Source organism: Actinomadura sp. NPDC023710, assembly GCF_040639875.1.
Lineage (GTDB): Bacteria > Actinomycetota > Actinomycetes > Streptosporangiales > Streptosporangiaceae > Spirillospora > Spirillospora citrea.
Map to the genome: position 1 here is coordinate 270,813 of NZ_JBFAGB010000004.1, position 19,936 is coordinate 290,748.

26 protein-coding genes are annotated in these 19,936 nt (G+C 70.8%); 13 read left to right on the plus strand and 13 right to left on the minus strand.

Annotated features, from left to right (window positions below; all coding sequences use genetic code 11):
- The first annotated feature begins 58 nt into the window (after positions 1-58).
- Together AB0H37_RS07015 and AB0H37_RS07020 are read left to right on the plus strand one after the other, a co-directional pair.
- Positions 59-679 (plus strand): TetR/AcrR family transcriptional regulator, encoded by a 621-nt coding sequence (locus AB0H37_RS07015; RefSeq protein WP_329096726.1) that lies wholly within the window; start codon positions 59-61, stop codon positions 677-679.
- Between the two features lie 7 nt (positions 680-686).
- Positions 687-2,006, plus strand: coding sequence for a phosphotransferase family protein (locus AB0H37_RS07020; protein ID WP_360611813.1), 1,320 nt, complete (start codon positions 687-689; stop codon positions 2,004-2,006).
- A 29-nt stretch (positions 2,007-2,035) separates the two neighbouring features.
- On the opposite strand, the gene AB0H37_RS07025 is transcribed toward AB0H37_RS07020, so the two are convergent.
- From AB0H37_RS07025 to AB0H37_RS07035, 3 genes are all read right to left on the minus strand, one after another.
- Positions 2,036-2,320 (minus strand): antibiotic biosynthesis monooxygenase family protein, encoded by a 285-nt coding sequence (locus AB0H37_RS07025; RefSeq protein ID WP_329096729.1) that lies wholly within the window; start codon positions 2,318-2,320, stop codon positions 2,036-2,038.
- A 227-nt stretch (positions 2,321-2,547) separates the two neighbouring features.
- Positions 2,548-2,991, minus strand: coding sequence for a lamin tail domain-containing protein (locus tag AB0H37_RS07030; RefSeq protein WP_360611814.1), 444 nt, complete (start codon positions 2,989-2,991; stop codon positions 2,548-2,550).
- A gap of 158 nt (positions 2,992-3,149) precedes the next feature.
- Positions 3,150-3,908 (minus strand): SDR family oxidoreductase, encoded by a 759-nt coding sequence (locus AB0H37_RS07035; protein ID WP_329096732.1) that lies wholly within the window; start codon positions 3,906-3,908, stop codon positions 3,150-3,152.
- A 200-nt stretch (positions 3,909-4,108) separates the two neighbouring features.
- Here AB0H37_RS07035 and AB0H37_RS07040 point away from each other — a divergent pair, with 200 nt between their 5' ends.
- From AB0H37_RS07040 to AB0H37_RS07055, 4 genes are all read left to right on the plus strand, one after another.
- Positions 4,109-4,921 carry a helix-turn-helix transcriptional regulator gene (locus AB0H37_RS07040; protein ID WP_329096734.1) on the plus strand — a complete coding sequence of 271 codons (813 nt, stop codon included), beginning with the start codon at positions 4,109-4,111 and terminating at the stop codon, positions 4,919-4,921.
- A complete protein-coding gene (locus tag AB0H37_RS07045; protein ID WP_360611815.1) occupies positions 4,912-5,109 on the plus strand; it encodes a DUF397 domain-containing protein in 198 nt (65 codons plus the stop codon). The genes AB0H37_RS07040 and AB0H37_RS07045 overlap by 10 nt, the downstream gene beginning before the upstream one ends.
- 496 nt (positions 5,110-5,605) lie before the next feature.
- Positions 5,606-6,193 carry a hypothetical protein gene (locus AB0H37_RS07050; RefSeq protein ID WP_179831784.1) on the plus strand — a complete coding sequence of 196 codons (588 nt, stop codon included), beginning with the start codon at positions 5,606-5,608 and terminating at the stop codon, positions 6,191-6,193.
- Positions 6,194-6,199: 6 nt separating this feature from the next.
- A complete protein-coding gene (locus AB0H37_RS07055; RefSeq protein ID WP_329096738.1) occupies positions 6,200-6,685 on the plus strand; it encodes a hypothetical protein in 486 nt (161 codons plus the stop codon).
- 41 nt (positions 6,686-6,726) lie between these two features.
- On the opposite strand, the gene AB0H37_RS07060 is transcribed toward AB0H37_RS07055, so the two are convergent.
- The 5 genes from AB0H37_RS07060 to AB0H37_RS07080 form a co-directional block, all read right to left on the minus strand.
- Positions 6,727-7,479 (minus strand): hypothetical protein, encoded by a 753-nt coding sequence (locus AB0H37_RS07060; RefSeq protein ID WP_329096739.1) that lies wholly within the window; start codon positions 7,477-7,479, stop codon positions 6,727-6,729.
- 339 nt (positions 7,480-7,818) lie between these two features.
- On the minus strand, positions 7,819-8,016 hold the full coding sequence (locus AB0H37_RS07065; protein ID WP_179831781.1) for a DUF397 domain-containing protein: 198 nt from the start codon (positions 8,014-8,016) through the stop codon (positions 7,819-7,821).
- Between the two features lie 7 nt (positions 8,017-8,023).
- On the minus strand, positions 8,024-8,866 hold the full coding sequence (locus AB0H37_RS07070; RefSeq protein ID WP_179831780.1) for a helix-turn-helix transcriptional regulator: 843 nt from the start codon (positions 8,864-8,866) through the stop codon (positions 8,024-8,026).
- Positions 8,867-8,941: 75 nt separating this feature from the next.
- Positions 8,942-9,157, minus strand: coding sequence for a DUF397 domain-containing protein (locus tag AB0H37_RS07075; protein WP_179831779.1), 216 nt, complete (start codon positions 9,155-9,157; stop codon positions 8,942-8,944).
- Positions 9,154-9,981: an SAM-dependent methyltransferase gene (locus AB0H37_RS07080; RefSeq protein WP_360611816.1), complete on the minus strand. Its 828-nt coding sequence runs from the start codon at positions 9,979-9,981 to the stop codon at positions 9,154-9,156. Before AB0H37_RS07080 ends, AB0H37_RS07075 begins: the two co-directional genes overlap by 4 nt.
- Positions 9,982-10,352: 371 nt before the next feature.
- On the opposite strand from AB0H37_RS07080, the gene AB0H37_RS07085 reads away from it, so the two are divergent.
- Positions 10,353-10,706, plus strand: coding sequence for a PRC-barrel domain-containing protein (locus tag AB0H37_RS07085; RefSeq protein ID WP_329096744.1), 354 nt, complete (start codon positions 10,353-10,355; stop codon positions 10,704-10,706).
- A gap of 14 nt (positions 10,707-10,720) precedes the next feature.
- On the opposite strand, the gene speB is transcribed toward AB0H37_RS07085, so the two are convergent.
- The 4 genes from speB to AB0H37_RS07105 form a co-directional block, all read right to left on the minus strand.
- Positions 10,721-11,740 (minus strand): agmatinase, encoded by a 1,020-nt coding sequence (gene speB, locus AB0H37_RS07090; protein ID WP_360611817.1) that lies wholly within the window; start codon positions 11,738-11,740, stop codon positions 10,721-10,723.
- Positions 11,741-11,842: 102 nt separating this feature from the next.
- Positions 11,843-13,360, minus strand: coding sequence for an alpha/beta hydrolase domain-containing protein (locus tag AB0H37_RS07095; protein WP_329096747.1), 1,518 nt, complete (start codon positions 13,358-13,360; stop codon positions 11,843-11,845).
- Between the two features lie 130 nt (positions 13,361-13,490).
- Complete coding sequence (locus AB0H37_RS07100) at positions 13,491-13,664, minus strand: hydrophobic protein (RefSeq protein WP_089315210.1); 174 nt, start codon at positions 13,662-13,664, stop codon at positions 13,491-13,493.
- A 174-nt stretch (positions 13,665-13,838) separates the two neighbouring features.
- A complete protein-coding gene (locus AB0H37_RS07105) occupies positions 13,839-14,642 on the minus strand; it encodes an aminotransferase class IV family protein (RefSeq protein WP_360611818.1) in 804 nt (267 codons plus the stop codon).
- 88 nt (positions 14,643-14,730) lie between these two features.
- Between AB0H37_RS07105 and AB0H37_RS07110 the strand changes: the two genes are divergently transcribed.
- The gene (locus AB0H37_RS07110) at positions 14,731-15,087 is read left to right on the plus strand and encodes a MerR family transcriptional regulator (RefSeq protein ID WP_360611819.1); all 357 of its coding nucleotides are present in this window, start codon (positions 14,731-14,733) and stop codon (positions 15,085-15,087) included.
- Between the two features lie 162 nt (positions 15,088-15,249).
- On the opposite strand, the gene AB0H37_RS07115 is transcribed toward AB0H37_RS07110, so the two are convergent.
- Entirely contained in the window at positions 15,250-16,167 is a 918-nt protein-coding gene (locus tag AB0H37_RS07115; protein WP_360611820.1) for a Rieske (2Fe-2S) protein, read from the minus strand.
- 233 nt (positions 16,168-16,400) lie between these two features.
- Here AB0H37_RS07115 and AB0H37_RS07120 point away from each other — a divergent pair, with 233 nt between their 5' ends.
- The 5 genes from AB0H37_RS07120 to AB0H37_RS07140 all read left to right on the plus strand — a co-directional run bounded on the left by AB0H37_RS07120 (position 16,401) and on the right by AB0H37_RS07140 (position 19,883).
- On the plus strand, positions 16,401-16,889 hold the full coding sequence (locus tag AB0H37_RS07120; protein ID WP_360611821.1) for a GNAT family N-acetyltransferase: 489 nt from the start codon (positions 16,401-16,403) through the stop codon (positions 16,887-16,889).
- Positions 16,889-17,449, plus strand: a complete 561-nt coding sequence (locus AB0H37_RS07125; RefSeq protein ID WP_360611822.1) for a helix-turn-helix domain-containing protein — start codon at positions 16,889-16,891, stop codon at positions 17,447-17,449. Before AB0H37_RS07120 ends, AB0H37_RS07125 begins: the two co-directional genes overlap by 1 nt.
- A 95-nt stretch (positions 17,450-17,544) precedes the next feature.
- Entirely contained in the window at positions 17,545-18,282 is a 738-nt protein-coding gene (locus AB0H37_RS07130) for a VOC family protein (protein WP_360611823.1), read from the plus strand.
- Between the two features lie 285 nt (positions 18,283-18,567).
- Positions 18,568-19,026, plus strand: a complete 459-nt coding sequence (locus tag AB0H37_RS07135) for an NUDIX domain-containing protein (RefSeq protein ID WP_329096758.1) — start codon at positions 18,568-18,570, stop codon at positions 19,024-19,026.
- A gap of 305 nt (positions 19,027-19,331) precedes the next feature.
- A complete protein-coding gene (locus AB0H37_RS07140) occupies positions 19,332-19,883 on the plus strand; it encodes a hypothetical protein (protein WP_179831768.1) in 552 nt (183 codons plus the stop codon).
- The last annotated feature ends 53 nt before the right edge of the window (positions 19,884-19,936 follow it).

Genomic DNA, 19,936 nt, shown 5'->3' on the forward strand with positions numbered 1-19,936 from the left:
GCCTGATGCTCGAATATCGTTCCCGGGTTGTCAACCCCCGGCGGGAGGAACCACGGCGATGCGCAGCGGCGACGATCCCGGCGGCCGGCCGCTCACCGAGCGCGGCGCCCGGACGAGGGAGCGCCTGCTCACCGCCGCCCGCGAGGTGTTCGAGGAGCGCGGCTTCCTGGAGACCCGGGTCGCGCACATCACCCGGCACGCGGGCGTCGCCTACGGCTCCTTCTACACCTACTTCCCCACCAAGGAAGCGGTGTTCCTGGAGGTCGCCGACCGGCTGTTCGAGGAGATGACCGACCACGCGCTGGTGCCGTCCGCGGGGCCGGGCCCCGCCGACCGCGTCCGCCGCGCCAACCGCGCCTACTACGAGGCCTACCTGCGCAACGCCCGAATGATGGCGATCATCGAGCAGGTCGCCACGTTCAACGAGGAGTTCCAGGAGCTGCGGCGCAAGCATCGGGCCTCCTCGGTGGGACGGTCCGCGCGGGTGATCGCGCGCTGGCAGCGGGAGGGGCTCGTCCCGTCCGACCTCGACGCGGAGACGGCGGCGGGCGCCCTCGCCACAATGGTCGACCACTCCCTGTACCTGTGGATCGTCCAGGGCAGCGATCCGCAGGGCGCCGAACGCCTCCTGGAGACCCTGGACACCCTCAGCGTCCGCGCCCTCGGCCTGCCCGACTAGGAGAGCCATGGAACCGACCCGCGACCTCGCCGCCGCGCTGGCGGACCGGCTCGGCGCCCGGGTCACCGGGCTGCGGCGGCTGTCCGGCGGCGCCAGCCGGGAGACCTGGTCCTTCGACGCGGACGGCCGTCCCCTCGTCCTGCGCCGCGACCCGCCCGGCTCCCTCGATCCCACCGCGATGGGCCGCGAGGCCGGCCTGCTCGCCTCCGCCGCGGCGGCCGGCGTCCCGGTCCCCGGTCTGGCCGATCACGGCGACGACCTGGACGGCGCCCCCTACATGATCATGGAACGGCTGACCGGGGAGACGATCCCGCGGCGGCTGCTGCGCGACGAGCGCTTCGCGGGCGTCCGTCCTGGCCTGGCGCGTGAGCTGGGCGGCATCCTGGCCCGGCTGCACACGATGTCGCCCGTTCCGGGGCTGCCCGGCGACGACGCCCTGGCCGCGCTCACCGAGCACTACGCGGCGTTCGAGGCCCGTCCGGCCGTGGAACTGGCGCTGCGCTGGCTGGACGGGCATCGCCCGGCGCCCGGGGCCCGGACGGTCGTCCACGGCGACTTCCGCAACGGCAACCTGATGATCTCCCCCGGCGGTGTGACCGGCGTCCTGGACTGGGAGCTCACCCACCTCGGCGACCCGGTCGAAGACCTCGGCTGGCTCTGCGTGAAGGCGTGGCGGTTCGGCTCCCCGCACCCCGTCGGCGGCTTCGGTACGCGTGAGGACCTCCTCGCCGGCTATGCCGCCGCCGGGGGCACGCCGCCCACGCTCGAAGAGCTGCACTGGTGGGAGGTCTACGGCACCCTCCGCTGGACGATCCTGTGCCGCCACCAGGCCGAGCGTTTCCTCAGCGGTTCCGACCCTTCGATCGAGTACGCCGTCCTGGGCCGGAAGGTCTGCGAACAGGAACACGATCTGCTCCTGGCCCTGGGATTGACGGAGCCGGCGACCATGCGGGATCCGCTGGAAGATGCGGTCACGCCGGACAACGCCCCGCACGACCGGCCGGACGCGCACGCTCTCATCGACGCCGTGGGTGCGTTCCTCGCGGAGGCCGAACAGCCCGACGACCGCCTCCGCTTCCATGCCCGCGTCGCCGCGTCCGCCCTCCGTATGGCCCGCAGGGAACTCCTTCTAGGCGACGCCCACGGAACCGCCCACCAGAACCGGCTGAAGCCCCTGGGATGCGCGACCGACGCCGATCTGGCGGAGGCCGTCCGCACGGGTGCCCTCGACGACCGGATGGACGAGGTCGTGGCCGCGGTACGAGCCTCGGTGACCGACAGACTGACGGTCGCGAACCCCCGCCACCTCTCCCTCCCCGGCGGCTGACGCCGCCTGGCGGGAATCGCCGGACCCGCTCACGGGGCCTCGACGGCAGAGATCACGTACCTCGTCACCTCGGCGTCACGGATGCGCGCCGCCTGCTCGGGCCCGGGGCCGTCGCCGCGGAAGCGTTCGACGTCCTCGCCGGACTCCCAGCGCTCGTACACGTTGATCCGGTCCGGTTCCAGCATGTCGGCGGACAGCGCGAAATCGAGGCAGCCCGGCGCGGACCGCGCCGTTTCGACGACCTTCCGGCAGCCGGCCAGATAGGCGTCCCGGGCCTCGGCGTCCACGTACAGCCTTCCCGCAATGATGATCATTTGGGCCTCGTCGTCCACTCGGTGCCGGCGGCCGGGTCATGCGCGAGCGTCCTCGGCATCCCCTGCCGCACCCTGGTCACCAGTACGGACACGACCGGCGCGAAGAAGTCATCGCCGGTGCGGCGACTTTCCGCGGCCGGGGCCTGTGCCCCGAGCGGCCTGGGAACGGCGGCGAGCCACCGGCCCGGGAGGACCGGTGGCTCGCGCTCAGGGCGACGCGGACCCGTTCAGCAGTACTTCGAGGAACCCGTCCGACCCCACGAGCACTTGTCCGCCACCCGGCCATCGGCGTACAGGAGGTACGCGGTGTCACCGGTGTTGTTCCACACGTACCACTTCCGGCCCCAGTAGCGGTGCGACGCGCTGTTGGAGCCCCTGCCGGTGTGAAGGTAAACCGACTTGCGGCCCTTCAAGGTGAAGGAACCGAAGGTGTACGTGTACCCGGTCTTGTCGCGGACCTTGACCCCCTTCAAGCTCCTGGACGACTTCGACGTGTTGAACAGCTGCACCCATTCGCCGTTCAGCGACGCGTTCGACCCCTTGTCGCTCCCGGGCGAGTCGTAGTACACCCGGTAGATCTGAACGGCGCTCGCGGCCTCCGCCGGCGTCGCCACCAGCACCCCGCCCGCCACCGCGACGGCGGCGGCCCCCGTAACGAGAAGCTTCCTCACCCCTGGGCACCCCTTCGATCGACGAATCCCTAGATGTACCGGTATTCGCCGACCCGTAGGGGGTTATGGCCGTGTCCGGGCCGGAGGCCAACCGCAGGCCCCGACCGCGCGTCCCACTTACCGCGTTGTCCCAGGTAGTCCGGGGAAACACGGGGTTCTCAGACCTCCTCGGGATCGCGGCCGACCGCGTGCCGCCCGCCGTCCACGGGGACCACGGCGCCGTTGACGAAGCTCGCCTCGTCCGAGAGCAGATAGGCGACGGCGGCGGCCACCTCGTCCGGCCGCCCGACCCGCCCGACCGGGTGGAGCAGCCGCATCTCGTTCTCGATGCGCGCGGCCTCCCCGGGCTCCTGCCGCCGGAGGAAGTCCTCGTACCGCGCGGTGGTGATCGACCCGAGCGCGACGACGTTCGTCCGGATACCGTGCGGCCCGTAGTCGACGGCCAGTGCGCGGCTCAGCCCCTCCACCGCCGCCTTCGCCGTGGCATAGGGCAGCGAACCGCGCACCGGCCGCTGCGCCTGATGCGACGACACGTTGACGATGGCGCCGCCCGCCCCCGCGTCCAGAAAGCGCCGGACGGCGGTCACCGACCCCACCACCGCCGGGTCGAAGTTCAGCGCCACGAGTCCGAGCAACTCCTGCGGGGACGGATCGACGACGTCCCGGAACACCGCCGCGTTGTTGACCCACCCGGCGAGCGTCCCCGCGTCCTGCGCCGCGTCGGCGGCCCGCTCCGCGACCTTCTCGTCCGCCGCGCTCCCCACGACCGCCGTCACGTCCGCCCGCTCCCGAGCCCAGTCGACCGCCGCCGCGTCCACCTCGATGACGACGACATGCCCGCCGTCCGCCGCCAGCCGCTCCACGATCGCCCGCCCGACGCCGCGCCCGCCACCGGTCACCACATAAGCCCGACCCACGCCGCCCCCTCCCCTGGACCCATATCCATGATCGCCCGCCCCCGGCGCGACGACCACACCCGGCGTCCGGCTCCCGGGCGCCCTGGGCGGCGGCGTCGGCGCGGCCACTTCGGACGTTTCCGCTGATGCGGCCCGCGACCCGCACTCTCCGCGATAGGTTCGCTACGTTCCGGAATGGATCGCGACAAACCGGAGGGGCCATGCACGCCCGGGACTCACTGGACCCGTCACGCTCGATGTGGCATTTCATCGCGGTTCATCTGCGCCGCCACCGCGAGGCGAACGGCATGTCGGGGCAGGCCCTCGGCGACGTCCTCGACTGCGACCGCTCGACCGTCTCCCGGTACGAGTCCGCGACGCTTCACCTGAAGCCGTCCCACGCCGAGACCGTCGACCGCCTCTGGAACACCGGTGGGATGTTCACGAACCTGGTCGGCTTCGCCGGCGCGGCGGACGAGGGCGACTGGCTCTCGTCCCTCGCCGGGTTCGAGCGGCGCGCGTCCCGGATCCGCATGTGGGAGCCCACGGTGATCCCCGGCCTGCTCCAGACCCCGGACTACGCCAGGGCGGCGCTCACGGCCGGGCCGGCGAACGATCTGGACGCCGACCTGGAACGACGGATGGCACGCAGGTCCGCCGTCTTCGACCGGGAGTCGCCTCCCCGGATGACCGCGTTCGTGAGCTGGGCCGCCCTGGCGCAACTGGTCGGCTCGCGCGAGATCATGCGCGACCAGATCACCCACCTCCTGGCGCTCGGCGAGCTGCCGCAGGTCAGCATCCGCGTGGTCGAGAACCAGGCGGGAGCCCACCCGGGCCTCGACGGACCGATCACGGTCCTCACGGTGGACGACCGCGATCTCGCCTATGACGAGGCGACGACGCGGGGGCGGTTCCTGATGGATCCGCTCACCGTCCAGGAAGTGGTCGTGAAGTACGACTCGATCAGTGACATCGCCACTCCGATCGGCCCTTCCAGGCTCCTTCTGGAAGCCGAATCGGAACGATGGGCATGACCTCCTGGCGCAGGTCGAGCCGCAGCGGCACCAGCGGGCAGTCCAACTGTGTCGAGGTCGGCCGGCTGACCGGCGATATCGTGATCCGCGACAGCAAGAACCCGGCCGGCCCCCGGTTCAGGCTCTCGGCGGACGACTTCCGCCGGCTCGCCGCCGATATCAGGCACGGAACCTACGACGCGCCCTGATGCGCCGTTTCTCTATTCGGCCGCCATGGCGGTTCTCGTTCGGCCCGCCATAAGCCGCACGGAGCAATATTCATGAACACATGGCGCAAGTCAAGCCGCAGCGGTACTGGAAAACAGTTCGGCGGTGCTGAGATCGCACGGCTCCCGCAGCCATCGTGTTCGTGACCGTGGGGCCCGCCCGCTCGACAGTTCGCACCATTGGTGAGGGATTTTCGGCACCCGGCCGCCCGAATCAAGGGCGTAGCCCGCAACCTGCACCGACTCGCGTCGTCGCCCAGAAAAGGTCCCGCTGGCGGGACCTTTTTCGGATGTGCCTTAAACCGCGCCACGGCAGTATCCCGGATCGAATGGCACAAGTCGAGTCGCGGCGGGACCGGCGGGACCGGCGACGCCGTCCACCTGTGGCCGCCCATAAGAGCATTTCGAAAGACGCGCCCATCTGCGATACGTGTTGAGATGAGGAAGGTCTCCGTCATCTCATGGAAGGTGATCGCCGGTGGCGAACGTACTGGAAGAACGCGGCGGGCTGCGGTCGGTGGTGCATTTGCTCAACACGCGTCACCACCGCGCGGCCCTGAACATCTACGCATTCATCGTCATCGCCCACTGGGCCGAGCACATCGTCCAGGCCATCCAGATCTGGGTGCTCGGCTGGCCGGTCCCCGAGGCGCGCGGAGTGCTGGGCGTGCCGTTCCCGTGGCTGGTCACCTCGGAGTGGATGCACTACGGCTACGCGCTGATCATGCTGATCGGGCTCTTCCTGCTGCTGCCCGGGTTCACCGGACGGGCCCGCACCTGGTGGGCGGTCTCCCTCGGCATCCAGGTCTGGCACCACTTCGAGCACCTGCTGCTGCTGGTGCAGGCGATGTCCGACTCCAACATCGCGGGACGTCCCGCGCCCACGAGCATCATCCAGCTGCTGGTGCCGCGCGTGGAGCTGCACCTGTTCTACAACACGCTCGTCACCATCCCCATGGTGGTGGCGATGTACCTGCACAACAGGCCGAACGCGGCCGAGCGCGAAGCCATGCGCTGCTCGTGCGCCGCACCGCTCCGGCGCAGGCCCGTCCCCGAAGCGGCGTGACGGCCGGTGACGCTCGAAAGGCCGCGGACCGCGCAGCCCCGGCGCCCGCGGGGCGTCTCGCCGTTCGGAGTGCTCATGGCGGTGTTCGGGCTGGGTCTGATGCTCCTGGTGATCCCCAACGCCGGGCCCGTGCTGCGCGCGTCGCAGACCGGGAAGGGAACGCCCGGCGTCTTCACCGCGCGCGAGCGGAGCTGCATCCGGCATCCCGGTCATGAGGCGTGCACGCTGCGCGGGGCCTTCCGCTCCGACGACGGCTCGGTGGAACGTCCCAGCGTGGCCCTGTACGGCAGCGGCAAGGGCCTGCGCGAGGGGGGCGGCGCCCGCGCCCGGGACGTCGGCCGCTCGGGGACCGTGTACCTGCGGGACGCGTCCCACGAGTGGATCATGAATGTGCTGCTGCTGGCGGCCGGCGGCCTGCTGATCTTCGTGGGCCTGCGCCGGCTGCCGGCACGCCGCGGGCGGGAGGCTGGATCACCGGTGGCGGACGAGTGAGCGGAGGGCGGCCTCTCGCGGCAGGCGACCGGCGCCGGGCGTCAGGCGGGTGAGGACTCGCAGAGTTCGACGATCCGCTCGCAGGCTTCGGTGATGTCGGTGATCGGGAGGCCGCCCGACTCTCCGGAACCGGTGCGCCAGCGGAACCTGGCCGCCTCGCACCAGACGGTCAGGCCGCGGCCGTCGGTGAGGGCGGTCCCGCCCGTGCCCTCCTCGGCCTCGAAATGGCCGAGGCCGCGCTGGACGAGCATGGCCTGGAGGTCCTTGGTCGCGTAGGGGCCCTCGACCCTCCACACGTGGCGGCGGCGGACGGTGTGCGGGAGCGGCAGGGCGAACCAGGTCGCCTTGCCGCGGGCCGCCGGCGTCCGCAGCCGCGACCGGGACGGGTGGTGGCCCCAACGGCCCTGCGTCAGGAGCTCGACGATCGTCAGGCCGCGGCCGTGGTCGGACCGGCCGGGGGCGGTGCCGCGGGGACACCAGTCCCTGCGCGTGTCGAAGGCCTTGACGACCAGTTCGTCGCGGCCGTGGCCGTCGCCGCGCTGGTAGACCCAGAGTTCGGCGCCCGAGGGGCCGTCGGGGGACGGCGCGTGTTGCAGGACGTTGGTGGCGAGCTCGCTGACCATGAGCTTGATGTCGTGGACGTCCTGGACGGACAGGCCGAGCGCCGGGAGCAGGGCCGTGACATGGGAGCGGGCGACACGGGCGATGGAGTCGTCCGCGGGCAGGGGCAGCGCCGCGCAGCCGCCGTCCTCCAGCCTCCAGGGGATCTCGCACATCGTCGCGGTCTTCGTCATGGCGCCCACCCTCGGGGTTGCGGAGAGATCGCATTCAGACAATCGCGACATGTGCCTTTTTCTTCGCGAGTCGCTATGTGTGAATCACAGATCTAGCGTCGCACACCTTCCGCCGCCCGGCCCGCGTCATGAAAAGAAAGTTGCATCTACGAGTGAGACGTTCACTCAGACGCCCAAATGTCCCTATACCACGCTTCACTCTCGCGTCCCCTGCGCGTACCGGCGGTACCGGGACGCGCCACCCCGTGCGCTGTAGCGTGGTCGGCGCCTGAGAGAGGGCAACGCACATGAAAGATCCCCCAGGGATGCAGCCCTGGGGGATCCGTGTGCGGCCCGGTCTCAGCGGTCGTACCGGCCCGCCCGCACATCGTCGAGGAACGCGGCGAACACGGACCGGGAGACGACGTGCGCCCCGGCCTCCGGTGTCCTGCTGTCGCGCAGCGCCGCGGCCGTGTCGAGATCGGCGACCTCGACACAGCCCCCGTTGCTGCTGGCGCTGGCGGTCGCCTTGACCCACCGTGCCTGGGAGAGGTCCATGTCGGTGCTACTCCAGAGTTGAGATCACTTTCCTCAGATGCTCCGCGGTGTCGGCGGGACTGAGCGCCGCCTGGCGGATCTGCTCGAAGATCTCGTCATAGGCCTCCACGTCGTCGGGGATGTCGATCTCCTGGACGTCCGCGTCGTTCTCCAGGAAGACCATGGGCGGCTCGCCGCCGGGGAACCGGAAGATGTTGACCAGCGTGGACATGCCCGGGTGCATCCCGTCGGCGAGGCGCAGCAGTCTCAGCTCCACGTTCGGACGCTCGGACATGGCGAGCAGGTGGGCGAACTGGGTGCGCCGATCGCCCGGATCGCCCCACTCGTACAGCAGGGACGCCTCGGTGATGACCGCGGTCAGCTCCGGCGCCGTCCCGTCCCCGCGGTCGAGGATCTGCTGCCGCCGCAGCCGCGCCCGCATCGCGCGCTCCCGCCACTCCGGCGTCCTCGTCCCGACCGACAGCAGCGCCTGCATGTACGGCAGGGTCTGCAAAAGCCCCGGCAGGACCAGCGGCATGACCACCCGGATGCTCGACGCGTCGCTCTCGAAGCCCGGGAACTCGTTGCCGAACACCTCGGGGTAGTCACGCCACCAGGCCCGCCGCCGGGCGCGGCCCGCCAGTTCCTCCAGCTCGCCGAGATCGCTGCCCTCGTAGATGCGCGCGAGGTCGCGGATATCGCTGAGCTCGGGCCGCACCCAGTTGTTGGCCTCGAACCGGCCGACCTTCCCCCGTCCCCAGTTCAGCCGGTCGCAGACCTGGTTGGCCGTGTATCCGGCCTCGACGCGCAGCTCCTTCAAGCGGCGTGCCAGCCCCCGCTTGGCGATGGTGGCCCCGTAAGCGTCGCTCACCGGCGCCACCTCCCTCGACCTACGGCCGGCATCAGCATACGCCTTCCGAATTTGTGAATCACAGATTTGGCCGGTTCAGGAAGCGGCGTGGTCGAACTCTCCCTTCCGTACCCCGTCGAGGAAGCAGGCCCACTCGTTCTCGTCGAACACCGAGATCAGTTCCCCGGTCGTGCGCAGCAGGGTCCACTCGCCGGCGAAGGCGACCTCGATGCCGCCCTCGTCGGTCTGCGTGCGCCGCCACTCCAGGACGCCGGGGTCGAGGCCCAGTTCCTCGACGGACGGCTTCCTCACCCTTCCCTCCTCGCCACCGCGCAGTAGGCCCACCGCGAGCCGTCACTGTCGGCCGCCTCCGGATCCTCCGCGCCCCATTCACCGATGTAGCAGACCTTCGCCGCCGACCCCTCCCACGGCGGGACGATCTCCATTCCGGTGAAGAAACGCTCGATCTCCGTGCGCGACCGCGGATGAACGCTCGCGGTGGACTTGGCGTACACCTCCCTGAGCGTGCCGACCGCCCGGTCGGCCTGCCTGTCGCCGGTGCCGGCCGACAGCACCAGGTAGCTGCCGGGCGCGAGCCGGTCCATGTACTCCCGGACGATGCCCCACGGGTCGTCCTCGTCCGGGATGAAGTGGACCAGCGCCACGACCAGCAGCGCGACGGGCCTGGTCAGGTCGATCATCTTGCCGGTGACCTCGTGTCCGAGCAGCCCGTCGGGGTCGCGGAAGTCGGCCGTGATGAACGCCGTCCCCGTGGACCCCGCCAGCAGCTTCTCGGCGTGGGCCCGCACCATCGGGTCGTTGTCGGCGTACAGGACCCTCGCGTCGGAGGCGACCGCCTGGGCCGCGTCGTGCGTGTTGTTCATCGTCGGCAGGCCCGCGCCGATGTCGATGAACTGCCGGATCCCGCGCAGGGCGAGCCATCGCACCGAGCGCTGCAGGAAGCCGCGGTTCGCCCAGGCCGTGTCCCCGGCCTCCGGCATGTCCACCAGGACCTTCTCCGCCGCCGCGCGGTCGACCTCGAAATTGTCGGTGCCACCCAGGTAGTAGTCGTACATCCGGGCGGGGGTCGGGACCGTGGTGTCCACTCCGGGTGGAGCCTGCTCGGTCTCGCTCACCCATCGCTCCCTTGCCACAACTTGTGATGCACGAATTATGAAGCAAGGGTCGCCCCTCCCGCGCCACTTCCGCAAGGGTCCTCCGGATTCCGCTCGGCCCGCGCCCGTGGGGTTCGCGCCCCCTTCGGAGGGCATGACCGACCCCAAGGGGGAAAGGCGTGAAAACCGAATCGGATCTCGTGCTGCGCCACCTCTCGTTGCAGTTCATCGGCAACACGACGACGCGCTGCCGCACTGCGGTCCGTACACCCCGCTGACCGACGACTCCACCGCCGCGCCTGGGGAGACCCACGCCCTCCGTCACCCGCGAGGCCCGGCTTATCTGCTGTGAGCTGGGTAAATACACCAGAGAACCTACGGTTGGACAGAACATGTTCGAGATCGAGGACATCCGTCAATGGCGCGGCCGGGACGTGATCGACCCGTCCGGGAGCAAGATCGGGCCGCTGGAGGCCGTCTACGTCGACACGCTCACCGACCAGCCCTCGTTCGCCACGGTCAGGGTCGGCATGCCGACCCGGCAGCGCCTGGTCTTCGTGCCGCTGGCCGGATGCACCCTGGGCCCCGCCCACCTCCGCGTCGCGCACGACAAGAAACAGGTCAAGGGCGCTCCGGGGATCGACACCAACGGTGAGCTGTTCGCCGAGGCCGAACCGGAGGTCTTCGCCTACTACAAGCTCCCCTACCGGGCGGCCCCCGACGAGCGGCTCCTCGCCCGGCGCTGACGTCCCGCCCGGCGCTAGCGGCCGTCGAGCAGGGGGCGGCGGGGGTCCCACACCGTCCCGTCGCGCTGGTCGCGGCGGCGCCGGGCGATGCCCGCCAGCGCCTCCAGCACGACGCGGTTGGCCAGGGCCGAGGTGATGTCGGCATGGTCGTAGGGCGGGGAGACCTCCACGACGTCGACGCCGGCGACCGGCAGCTCGTAGGTGACGCGCCGGACCGCGTCCAGGAGTTCTCGCCCGGTCAGCCCGCCGGGCTCGGGCGTGCCGGTGCCCGGGGCATGCCCCGGATCGCACACGTCGATGTCGACCGACAGGAACACCCCGTCGCACCCGTCGGTGGCGATCTCGAACGCCTCCGTCAGGCACTCGTCCAGGCCGCGGGCGACGATCTCGGACATCTCGTAGGAGCGCATGCCCTGCGCGGCCATCCACTCCAGCGTCTCGGGTCCGGGCCAGTACCCGCGCAGGCCCAGCTGCAGGAACCGGTCGCCGCGCACCGCCCCGGACTCGATCAGCCGCCGCATCGGCTGCCCGTGCCCGACCAGCGAACCGAAGTTCACGTTCCCCGTGTCGGCGTGCGCGTCGAAGTGGACCATCGAGACCCGTCCGGCGCCCAGGTGGTCGGCCACCCCTGCGGCATCGGGCCACGCGATCGTGTGATCGCCGCCCAGCATGAGGGGGATCGTCCCGGTACGGGCGACCGCGTACACCGCCTCCTGCAGTGATCGGACGGAACGCTCGGCGTCCCCGGAGTACATCTCGACGTCGCCGGCGTCGTAGACCGTGAGGTCACCGTGGAGTCCGTCCACCCGCAGGGCCAGGGACGGGCGCGAGCCGTTGTGGGGCAGGTAGCAGGACTGCCGGATGTACTGCGGCCCGAACCGGGTCCCCGGCCGGTGGGACGTGCCGCCGTCGAACGGGGCCCCGATGATGACCACGTCGGCGTCCTCATACGTGGACGGGTCCGACCAGGTGCAGCGCGGCACCCCCAGGAACGTGAGGTCGGGACCGAACTGTGGACCGTACCTTTCCGGCATTGGCCACCTCCACCGTCTCCCTTCCCCCACCGGGCTCGTCCGATGTGCGAACGGCCCCGTCCCGAACGGATCTCGGGACGGGGCCGTGCCGTCGGGCGAGTGTCAGCCGCCGACGCCGGAGGCCTCCGCGGCCGCGATGATCGTCGTCGCGTCCTCGGGCAGCAGATGACCGGCGCTCACCGACGCCTGCGCGGCCGCCCGGACCTTGCCGACATAGTCGGCATGCGTCGGGTACAGCGCGCTGAGCACCGGCTCCGCCGTCCACGGAAGGGACGGATCGGACGGGTCGCCCGCGTCATGCCGGTCCCAGGGATCGGCGCCGCCGTTCCACGGGTCCCGGGCGCCGTACAGGCCGCAGAAGACGCCGCTGCCCGCGGTGTCGCGCATCCCGGTGAGGGTCCGGGTCGGCACCGCGACGTCCGGCAACCGGACTCCCCCGGCCGCCAGCCCGGTGCGCGGGTCGCGCAGGACCGTGTCGAGCGGCGCCCCGCTCGCCGGCCGCGCCCCGCCGCGCGCCCACGCGTCCAGACGGCGCAGCGCCGCGTTCATCGAGTAGTGCCCGGGCCCGTCGTTGAACGGGGCCGACCCGGCCGCGCAGTCGGGCGCCGGCGCGGCCGACCCCGCCGACTTCTTCAGCGTCGGGCCGCCCAGGTCATAGGCCCACTGGTCGCCGTGCGAGGTGCCGGCCAGCTCCCAGTGCACGACCCGGTCGGTGTCCGGCTGCCGCGCGGCCGACGCCAGCGGGACGTCGGTCTCGGTCAGCACCACGAAGGTCGGCACGGTCAGGTCCGTCCGGATCCGGGACGGGTTCGGCATCCACAGGGTGTCGGCCAGCTCGCCGCTGATCGGGGCCCCGACCGCGCTGTTGCTGTGGATCATGAAGCCGTCGTAGACCCGCGCGACCGGCTGGACGGCGTTGGCGTAGGTGGTCATGAGCCCGGCGGACTGCGACTCCCCGTCCGCCAGCAGCGTCCTCACCGCCAGCCCGCCGAGCGGGTCGGGCCCGTCCGGGCTGCGCAGCGCCTGCCCGGCCTGGGAGAAGATGTCGTAGGAGAAGGCGTCTCCCGGGTGGACGAGGCCGCCGTACCGGGCCGGGTCCCACCCCTTGAGCCCCCGGATCTCCCCGAGCCCCCCGTTGACGCCGACCGACTGCGCCGAGACGCCGACCCACGCGTACCCCTTGCGCAGCAGCTCGTCCCGAGCGAACCAGTAGTCCGGGGACAGCTCCATCTGTCCGCTGACGTTGAGCCACTCGACCACGACGGTCCCGTTGAACTTCGCCGGATCGGAGGGGCGCCGCACCAGGAGCCTGGTCTTGTAGGGGGCTTGCCCGGACGCCCGGACGTCCCACCGGCCGTTCGACGTCCACAAGCCGGACTTGGCGTACGAGGTGGCGGTGCCGGTGATGAAGTACTCGCTCTCGGTGTACCCGAACGACCCGAGATCCTCGGCCGCCGCCAGGAACGGGAAGCCGTGGCCGCCCGGCGGCGGGACGGTGACCACGGGGCCGGGGGCCGCGGCCAGGGCGGGCGGCGACGCGGACAGCAGGGCGGCGAAGAGCCCCGCCCCCGTCGCCGCGGCGGCGACCCGCCGCCAGGGAACCCGCAGGGAGAAACGCACGGTGACCTCCACGATGTCAGGGGGCCACAGTGTGCGCCGCCCGCGCCGTCCTCCACATCGCGCGAATCACCAGTCATGGAAACGGCGCCGCCCCGTCCGGAACATGGACGGGGCGGCGCCGTTCTCTGGTTTACCAGCGGTACCAGCGACCGCGCTTGCCGGACGGGCCGGCGCTGCGGAGCACGAAGCCCAGCAGCCACAGGATCAGGACGATCGCCGCCACGACCCACAGGATCTTGAGAGTGAAGCCGACGCCGAACAGGATCAGCGCCAGCAGAAGCACCAGGATCATCAGCCAAGGCATTGGGGGTCCTCCTCGGTGGTCTGCCTTATGTTTCATTCGGGCCGTTTTGTCCCCGGCAAATGAAGCTTGATGCACGACAAAGGTCTCATTTCGGACACGCAGCGGAATGGTCCGGGAGGCGGCACCGAGCAACCCGCCCACATCCGACCACCGCGCCCATGACACGTGGCCGGCTCAGAACTCGGTGAGGGGTTCCGCCTCGTAGGCCCGGTGGAGCAGGTCCAGGAAGCGGGGGGCTTCGGGCACGGGGGTCGGGCCGATCCGGTGGACCGCGACTCCCGGGGTCCAGGAGTTCATGACCACGGCGCCGGCCAGGTCGGGAAGGTCGGCGGGGGCGATCTGCCGGACGCGCTGGGGGACGCCGAGGCGGTCCAGTTGCCGGCGGACGATGCCCATCGTGGTCCCGACCAGCATCTCGGCGTCGGGCCACACCACGGTGTCGCCGTCCCAGAAGGCCAGGTTCCAGATCGTCGCCTCGCTGAGGCGCCCCCGGCGGTCGACGAAGGCGGCGTCGTCGAAGCCGTCCTGGACGGCCCGACGCATGAGGTAGGTCTTGGCCACCTCTCCGACATGCTTCAGGGCGGGCAGGAACCGGTCGTACTCGACCGTCGCCAGCGTCAGCGGTCCCGCCGGACCGGACGCGGGCGGCCCCGTCCGGACCAGGACGTCGGGCTCCGCGTGATCCCCATCCGCGCTGAACTCCCCCGACGACGAGTACATGGTGGCCGTCAGCGAGACGTCCGCGGGTCCCGCTTCCAGCGCCGCCCGCAGATAGGACCGCACCCGCTCGTCCGGCAAGGCCCTGCCGAACAGCTCCATCGAGGCGGACCCCAGCCGTTGCAGATGAAGGTCGAGGCCCCGAACCTTGCCGCCACGCACCTGCATGGCGGTGAAATGGGCATAGCCGGCGAAGGCGAGCGGCGCGAGCTCGTCGATGGACGCGGCGTGGCCGTTGCGTTGGACGACAGGAGTGGGCATGGTGCTTCTCTCCAGCGGTGCGGAACGATCGCTTGCACGTCGACGTTAGGCATTCACACTGGTGAGAAGGTCAATCCAGGGCGGTGACATGCTGATCGGGGAGTTGTCCCGGCGTACGGGGGTCAGCTCGCGGCTTCTGCGGTACTACGAGGAGCAGGGCCTGCTCCAGGCCGAGCGCGGCCCGAACGGCTACCGCCACTACGGCGACGACTCCGTGCTCACCGTGCGGAAGATCCGTGTGCTGCTGGACGCGGGTCTTTCCTCCGAGGTGATCCGTCAGGTGCTCCCCTGCACCCGCAGCGACCAGCCGGATTTCGACTGGTGCGCGGACATCCGCGATCTCCTGGACCGAGAGATCGCGGCGCTCGACGCACGTATCGAGGGCCTCCAACGCAACCACGATGCCCTCAACGGCTTCCTCGCCCGCCGTTCACCAGACGACTAGCCACCGGCCCGCGATCGATGACCGAGGCGTTCGCGCCCCGGCATGTGAGGGGGCCGGGCCTGGTCCAGCGCGGGCCAAGACCACGCCCGGCCGTCCCCCGAGCGGTCCGCTCCTGCGGTTACCACGGGCCCCTGCGAGCCACGCGTGACCTGGGGGGCGGCGCTATGAGGCTGGGGTTCGGGTAAGGAGGTGGCGGGTCCTTCGGTGGGCGCCCTCGTTGGCCATGTCGGACTGGGCGCCTGGTGGGGGCACCCGGACTTCGATGCGTCCGTTCTGGATCCGCGCCTCGTAGCACGGTTGCGGCGCGCTGGCCGGGCCGCGCTCGATGCCGCCGTCGTCGAGGCGGAACGTGCTGCCGTGCCACGGGCAGGTGACGCAGCCGTTCTCGATCGTCCCCTCGCCCAGCGGACCGCCCATGTGGGTGCAGGTGGCGGCGATGGCGTGCAGCTTCGTGGCCGTCCGGTAGAGCAGGATCCGCACGCCGTCCGCGTCCGCCGTGCGGTGCTCGCCCTCGGCCAGTTCGGACGCCGCCAGTACCGGAGTCCAGTCGTCCGGGCCCTGCTGCCACGCGGTGCGGTTGACGTTGAGGCCCCTGGTGAAGGTCAGGTGGCCGCCGAGGTAGGCGCTGACCCCCATCGCCGTGAAGCCGGCGAACCGCAGGGCCTTGGCCTTGCGGGTGCGCGTGAAGAGGGACGCCGCGTACAGCGCCAGCGCCGCGGTGTTGATGCCCGCGTGGACGAGCCCCACCCTGCGCTCAGCCCCCAGCGTGTCGCACCAGTCGTTCAACCCGGTGAGGGCGGTGGGCACGGCGGCGGCCACTCCGGCCGCCGTCAGCAGGTCGGCGACGGGTTCGGCCTCGGATCCTCCGGCGAGGTCCAGCAGCCCGGCCATGCTCCACGCGCCGATCGCGGCGTCGGTGAGCGCCGGATGCAGCGGGTGCCCCAGCTTGGTCCCGCTGAGGAGATCGCGGACGATGCGCGGCCGGACCGCCCATTGGACCGCGGAACTGACCGGTGCGGCGACCTTGTCCAAGCCCTCCGCGTTCTCCAGCCGGTGGACCGCTCTGTGCGGCATGCTCATAACGCCCTCCCCCAGACACGACTACACGTTCGCTCCCTATCCCCCGAACACCCCCTGAAACCGTTCACCCCTCACCTCGCTCCAGCCACGGACGACATCGGGAGCCTCCGGACGTCCCTGCGCAGCGTCTCGGTCCGGCTCACGGCGTCCTCGGGGAACGCCGCCCCCGCATGTCCACTATGCTGGACGCCGACCGCTTCGCGGTCGTCCGGAGCGGGTGACGCGGAGGCTGGATGATGTTGCGCTTCGAGCTCGACGACCTGGCCCGGCCAGAGGTGCACCGGCTGCTGGAGGAGCACCTGGCCGACATGCACGCGACCTCGCCGCCCGAATCGATCCATGCGCTGGACCTGAAGGGGCTGCGCGGCCCGGCGGTCGCGTTCTGGTCCGTCTGGGACGGGCCGGAGCTGCGCGGATGCGGCGCGCTCAAGGACCTCGGCGGCGGCGATGCCGAGCTCAAGTCCATGCGGACGGCGCGAGCCGCGCGGGGGGCGGGGATCGGATCGGCCATGCTCCGGCACCTGCTGACCGTCGCCGCCGAGCGCGGTCACCGGCGGGTCCTGCTGGAGACCGGAAGCCAGGAGTTCTTCGCGCCGGCCCGGCGGCTCTACGCGCGGCACGGATTCACCCCGTGCGCACCGTTCGCCGACTACGTGCACGACCCCAACAGCGTCTTCATGGAGCTGCGGCTCGACGCCGAAATGACGGCGCGTCCACTTTGATGGAGGATCCGAACGTCCTCGGGCGGCGCGTCAAGGCGGAGCGCGCGCGGCGCGGCTGGTCACTGGCTCGGCTCGCCGACGTCTCCGGTGTGTCCCGAGCGATGATCAGCAAGATCGAGCGCGGTCAGAGCAGCCCGACCGCCGCCCTCCTCGGCAAGCTCTCCGCCGCCCTGGAGCTGAGCATGACCGAGCTCCTGTCATCGGCGGACGGCGCCGCCCCCGGCCAGGTGCGTCGCGCGGCCGACACCCCTGACTGGACCGACCCTGACACGGGCTACCTGCGACGGCAGATGTCGAGGCCGGGATTTCCCGCCGACGTCACCGAGATCGTCCTGCCCGCCGGTGCCCGGGTGCCCATGCCGGCGGCGTCCTACGCGTTCATCGCCCAGCTCGTCTGGGTGCTGGACGGCAGGCTGAGCCTCGTCGAAGGGACGGCCACGCACGTCCTCACCGCGGGTGACACGCTCGAACTCGGCAGGCCCCAGGCGCGCGAGTTCGTCAACGAAGGCGGCGGCGAATGCCGTTACGTCGTGATCGTGACCCGCAAGGCCACAGCCTGACCGGGGACGGGACCACGTCCTCCCCCGACCGGCGAGGTGGAGGCCGCAAGGCCCCCCGAACATGCTCCTGTCCGCCCGGACATAGGATCGACGCCATGGCAACGCGGCTCGTGCAGATTGCGGTCAAGGCTCACGACGACTCCGCACTCGGCCGGTTCTGGGCGGAGGCGCTCGGCTGGAGTATCTCCAGCGAAGGGCCCGGCGTCACCAACCTCCAACCTGAGGGCTTCACCTATCCCGACCCCGTCGCCGTCTGCATGGACATCCTTGCCGTCCCGGACCCCAAGACGGTGAAGAACCGCGTGCACGTGGACTTGGCCACCACCTCCGCGGCCCACCAGGCGGAGTTGGTCGCGCGCCTCCGGGATCTCGGGGCGACGCCCGTGGACGTGGGCCAGGGCGACGTTCCGTGGACGGTCCTCGCCGACCCGGAAGGCAACGAGTTCTGCGTGCTGGAGCCTCGGCCGATCTACCGGGATACCGGGCCGGTAGCCGCGGTGGTGGTCGACTGCGCGGACCCGCGGGCCATGGCCCGGTTCTGGGACGAGGCGCTGGACTGGACCCTGCACGAGGTGACCGACGACCATGCGGTGATGCGCTCCGCAACGGGTGTCGGACCGTATCTCGAGTTCCTCCGCACGCCCGATGCGAAGACCGTGCTGAACCGCATCCATATCGACCTCCGGCCGTACCCCGGCGACGATCAGGCGGCGGAGGCGGCCCGGCTGCGGGCTCTCGGCGCCACCGACGCCGACGTGGGCCAGGGCGACGTTCCGTGGACGGTCCTCGCCGACCCGGAGGGCAACGAGTTCTGCGTCCTCACGCCGGGCTGACGCAGAGCCGCGCGCTCATCCGCCGGCGGAATGGGAAGGCGCCAAGGCCTTCGTGGAACGCCGACTCCCAACTGGACCCCCACTGACCGCAAAGCCCGATCGCGAACGGGAAGTGAGCACGCGGGCCTTTCTGTGCCGCGCCGGATGGCGGGAACCGCGCGAGGCGGCCAGGAGGCCGACGCAGTTCTTCTCTTGGACCGGTGAATGGGCATCCGGCCCGGTCCGTTTTCTGATCCAACCGGGCGGAAGCCAGCAGTTGAGCCATGACGGACGCACAATGCTCGGGTGACCCGACCCAGAATCCGTGTCGCCGCCTACGTGATCAGGCATCGCTCCGGCCCCGAACTCCTCGTCTTCGACCACGTCGGCATGCCCCAGGCCGGCACCCAGGTCCCCGCCGGCGGCGTCCACGCCGAGGAGGAACCAGAGCAGGCCGTCCTGCGCGAGGTCGTCGAGGAGACCGGCCTGCGCACCGTCTCCGTGGTGGAGCAACTCGTCGTGGACGACAAGCCCCATCCCGACACCGGCCGGCCGCGCAGGACCACCTACTTCCACCTTCACGCTCCGGCGACCACCGCGGACGCGTGGAACCACGCGGTATGCGGCGATGGCGACGACACCGGCCTGACCTTCGCCTGTCGTTTCCTGCCGCTGCCGCTGACACGACCCCTGGCAGATGATCAAGACGCCTGGCTGGGCCGGATCGCCCCCCAATGGGCCACCACGCCTGACGACCAGCGGTGACAGGCGTCCTCTCGCCCCTCAGGCGAACAACAGGGGCGCGTCTCGCCGGAGTGTCCATTCCGGCCGGCCCGAGAACCCGGCGGGCGCCATGGGGAGGCTCGGGGAGGCGAGGCGAACCCGCATGATCGCCCCGGGCGGCCGACTCCATGGCGTCGGCGCGGAAACTGCCGGGATTGTTCGGGCCCGCCACGGAACCGATCGGCCGTCACAAGCATCACATTGAGCGAGAAAGGTGCAACGGCACCCGGCAGTCTCTCGCTGCGGTACCTTGCACGCTCCCCCCATTTCCAAGCATGGAGGAATACATGCGGCGTGTCGCCATAGTGACCGTCCTCTCCGGCGCCCTGGCCGCCGGAGTCCTCGCCGCGGGTCCGGCCGCGCAGGCGGAGACCAAGCCCGCCGACAAGTTCGGCAAGGAGGTGACCACCACCAGCCAGGAGGCGCTCTCCAAGAAGGACCTCATCTCCGAGGCCCAGACATCGGGGCAGCCGCTGACCGCCGCGGAGAAGTACTCGGTCCAGGCGGCCGAGTACTGCCGGACCTACACGCGCATCCGCGGCTACAAGGCCTCCAACGGCAAGTGGATCATCGCGGTGACCAACCGCCTCAACTGGTGCTACAACGGCTCTTACGTCACCCGCTACCGCGCCTCCTACAAGGCCTACACCTACAACAAGTACAAGTGGGTGTGGAAGGGCTGGGCGATGAAGAAGGTCACCCACCCCAGCAACTGGGCCTACGCGACGTCCTACGCCCAGGGCGCGTTCCGCTACACGGGGAACGGCAAGACCTACAAGCCGTACGTCATCATCCGCGGCTACAAGAACGGCGCCTACAAGTGGAAGGCCGGCGGCTGAGCCTGCCGCGTCGAAGCACGACCCCACCATGAGCCGCCGTTCCATTCGCCGAC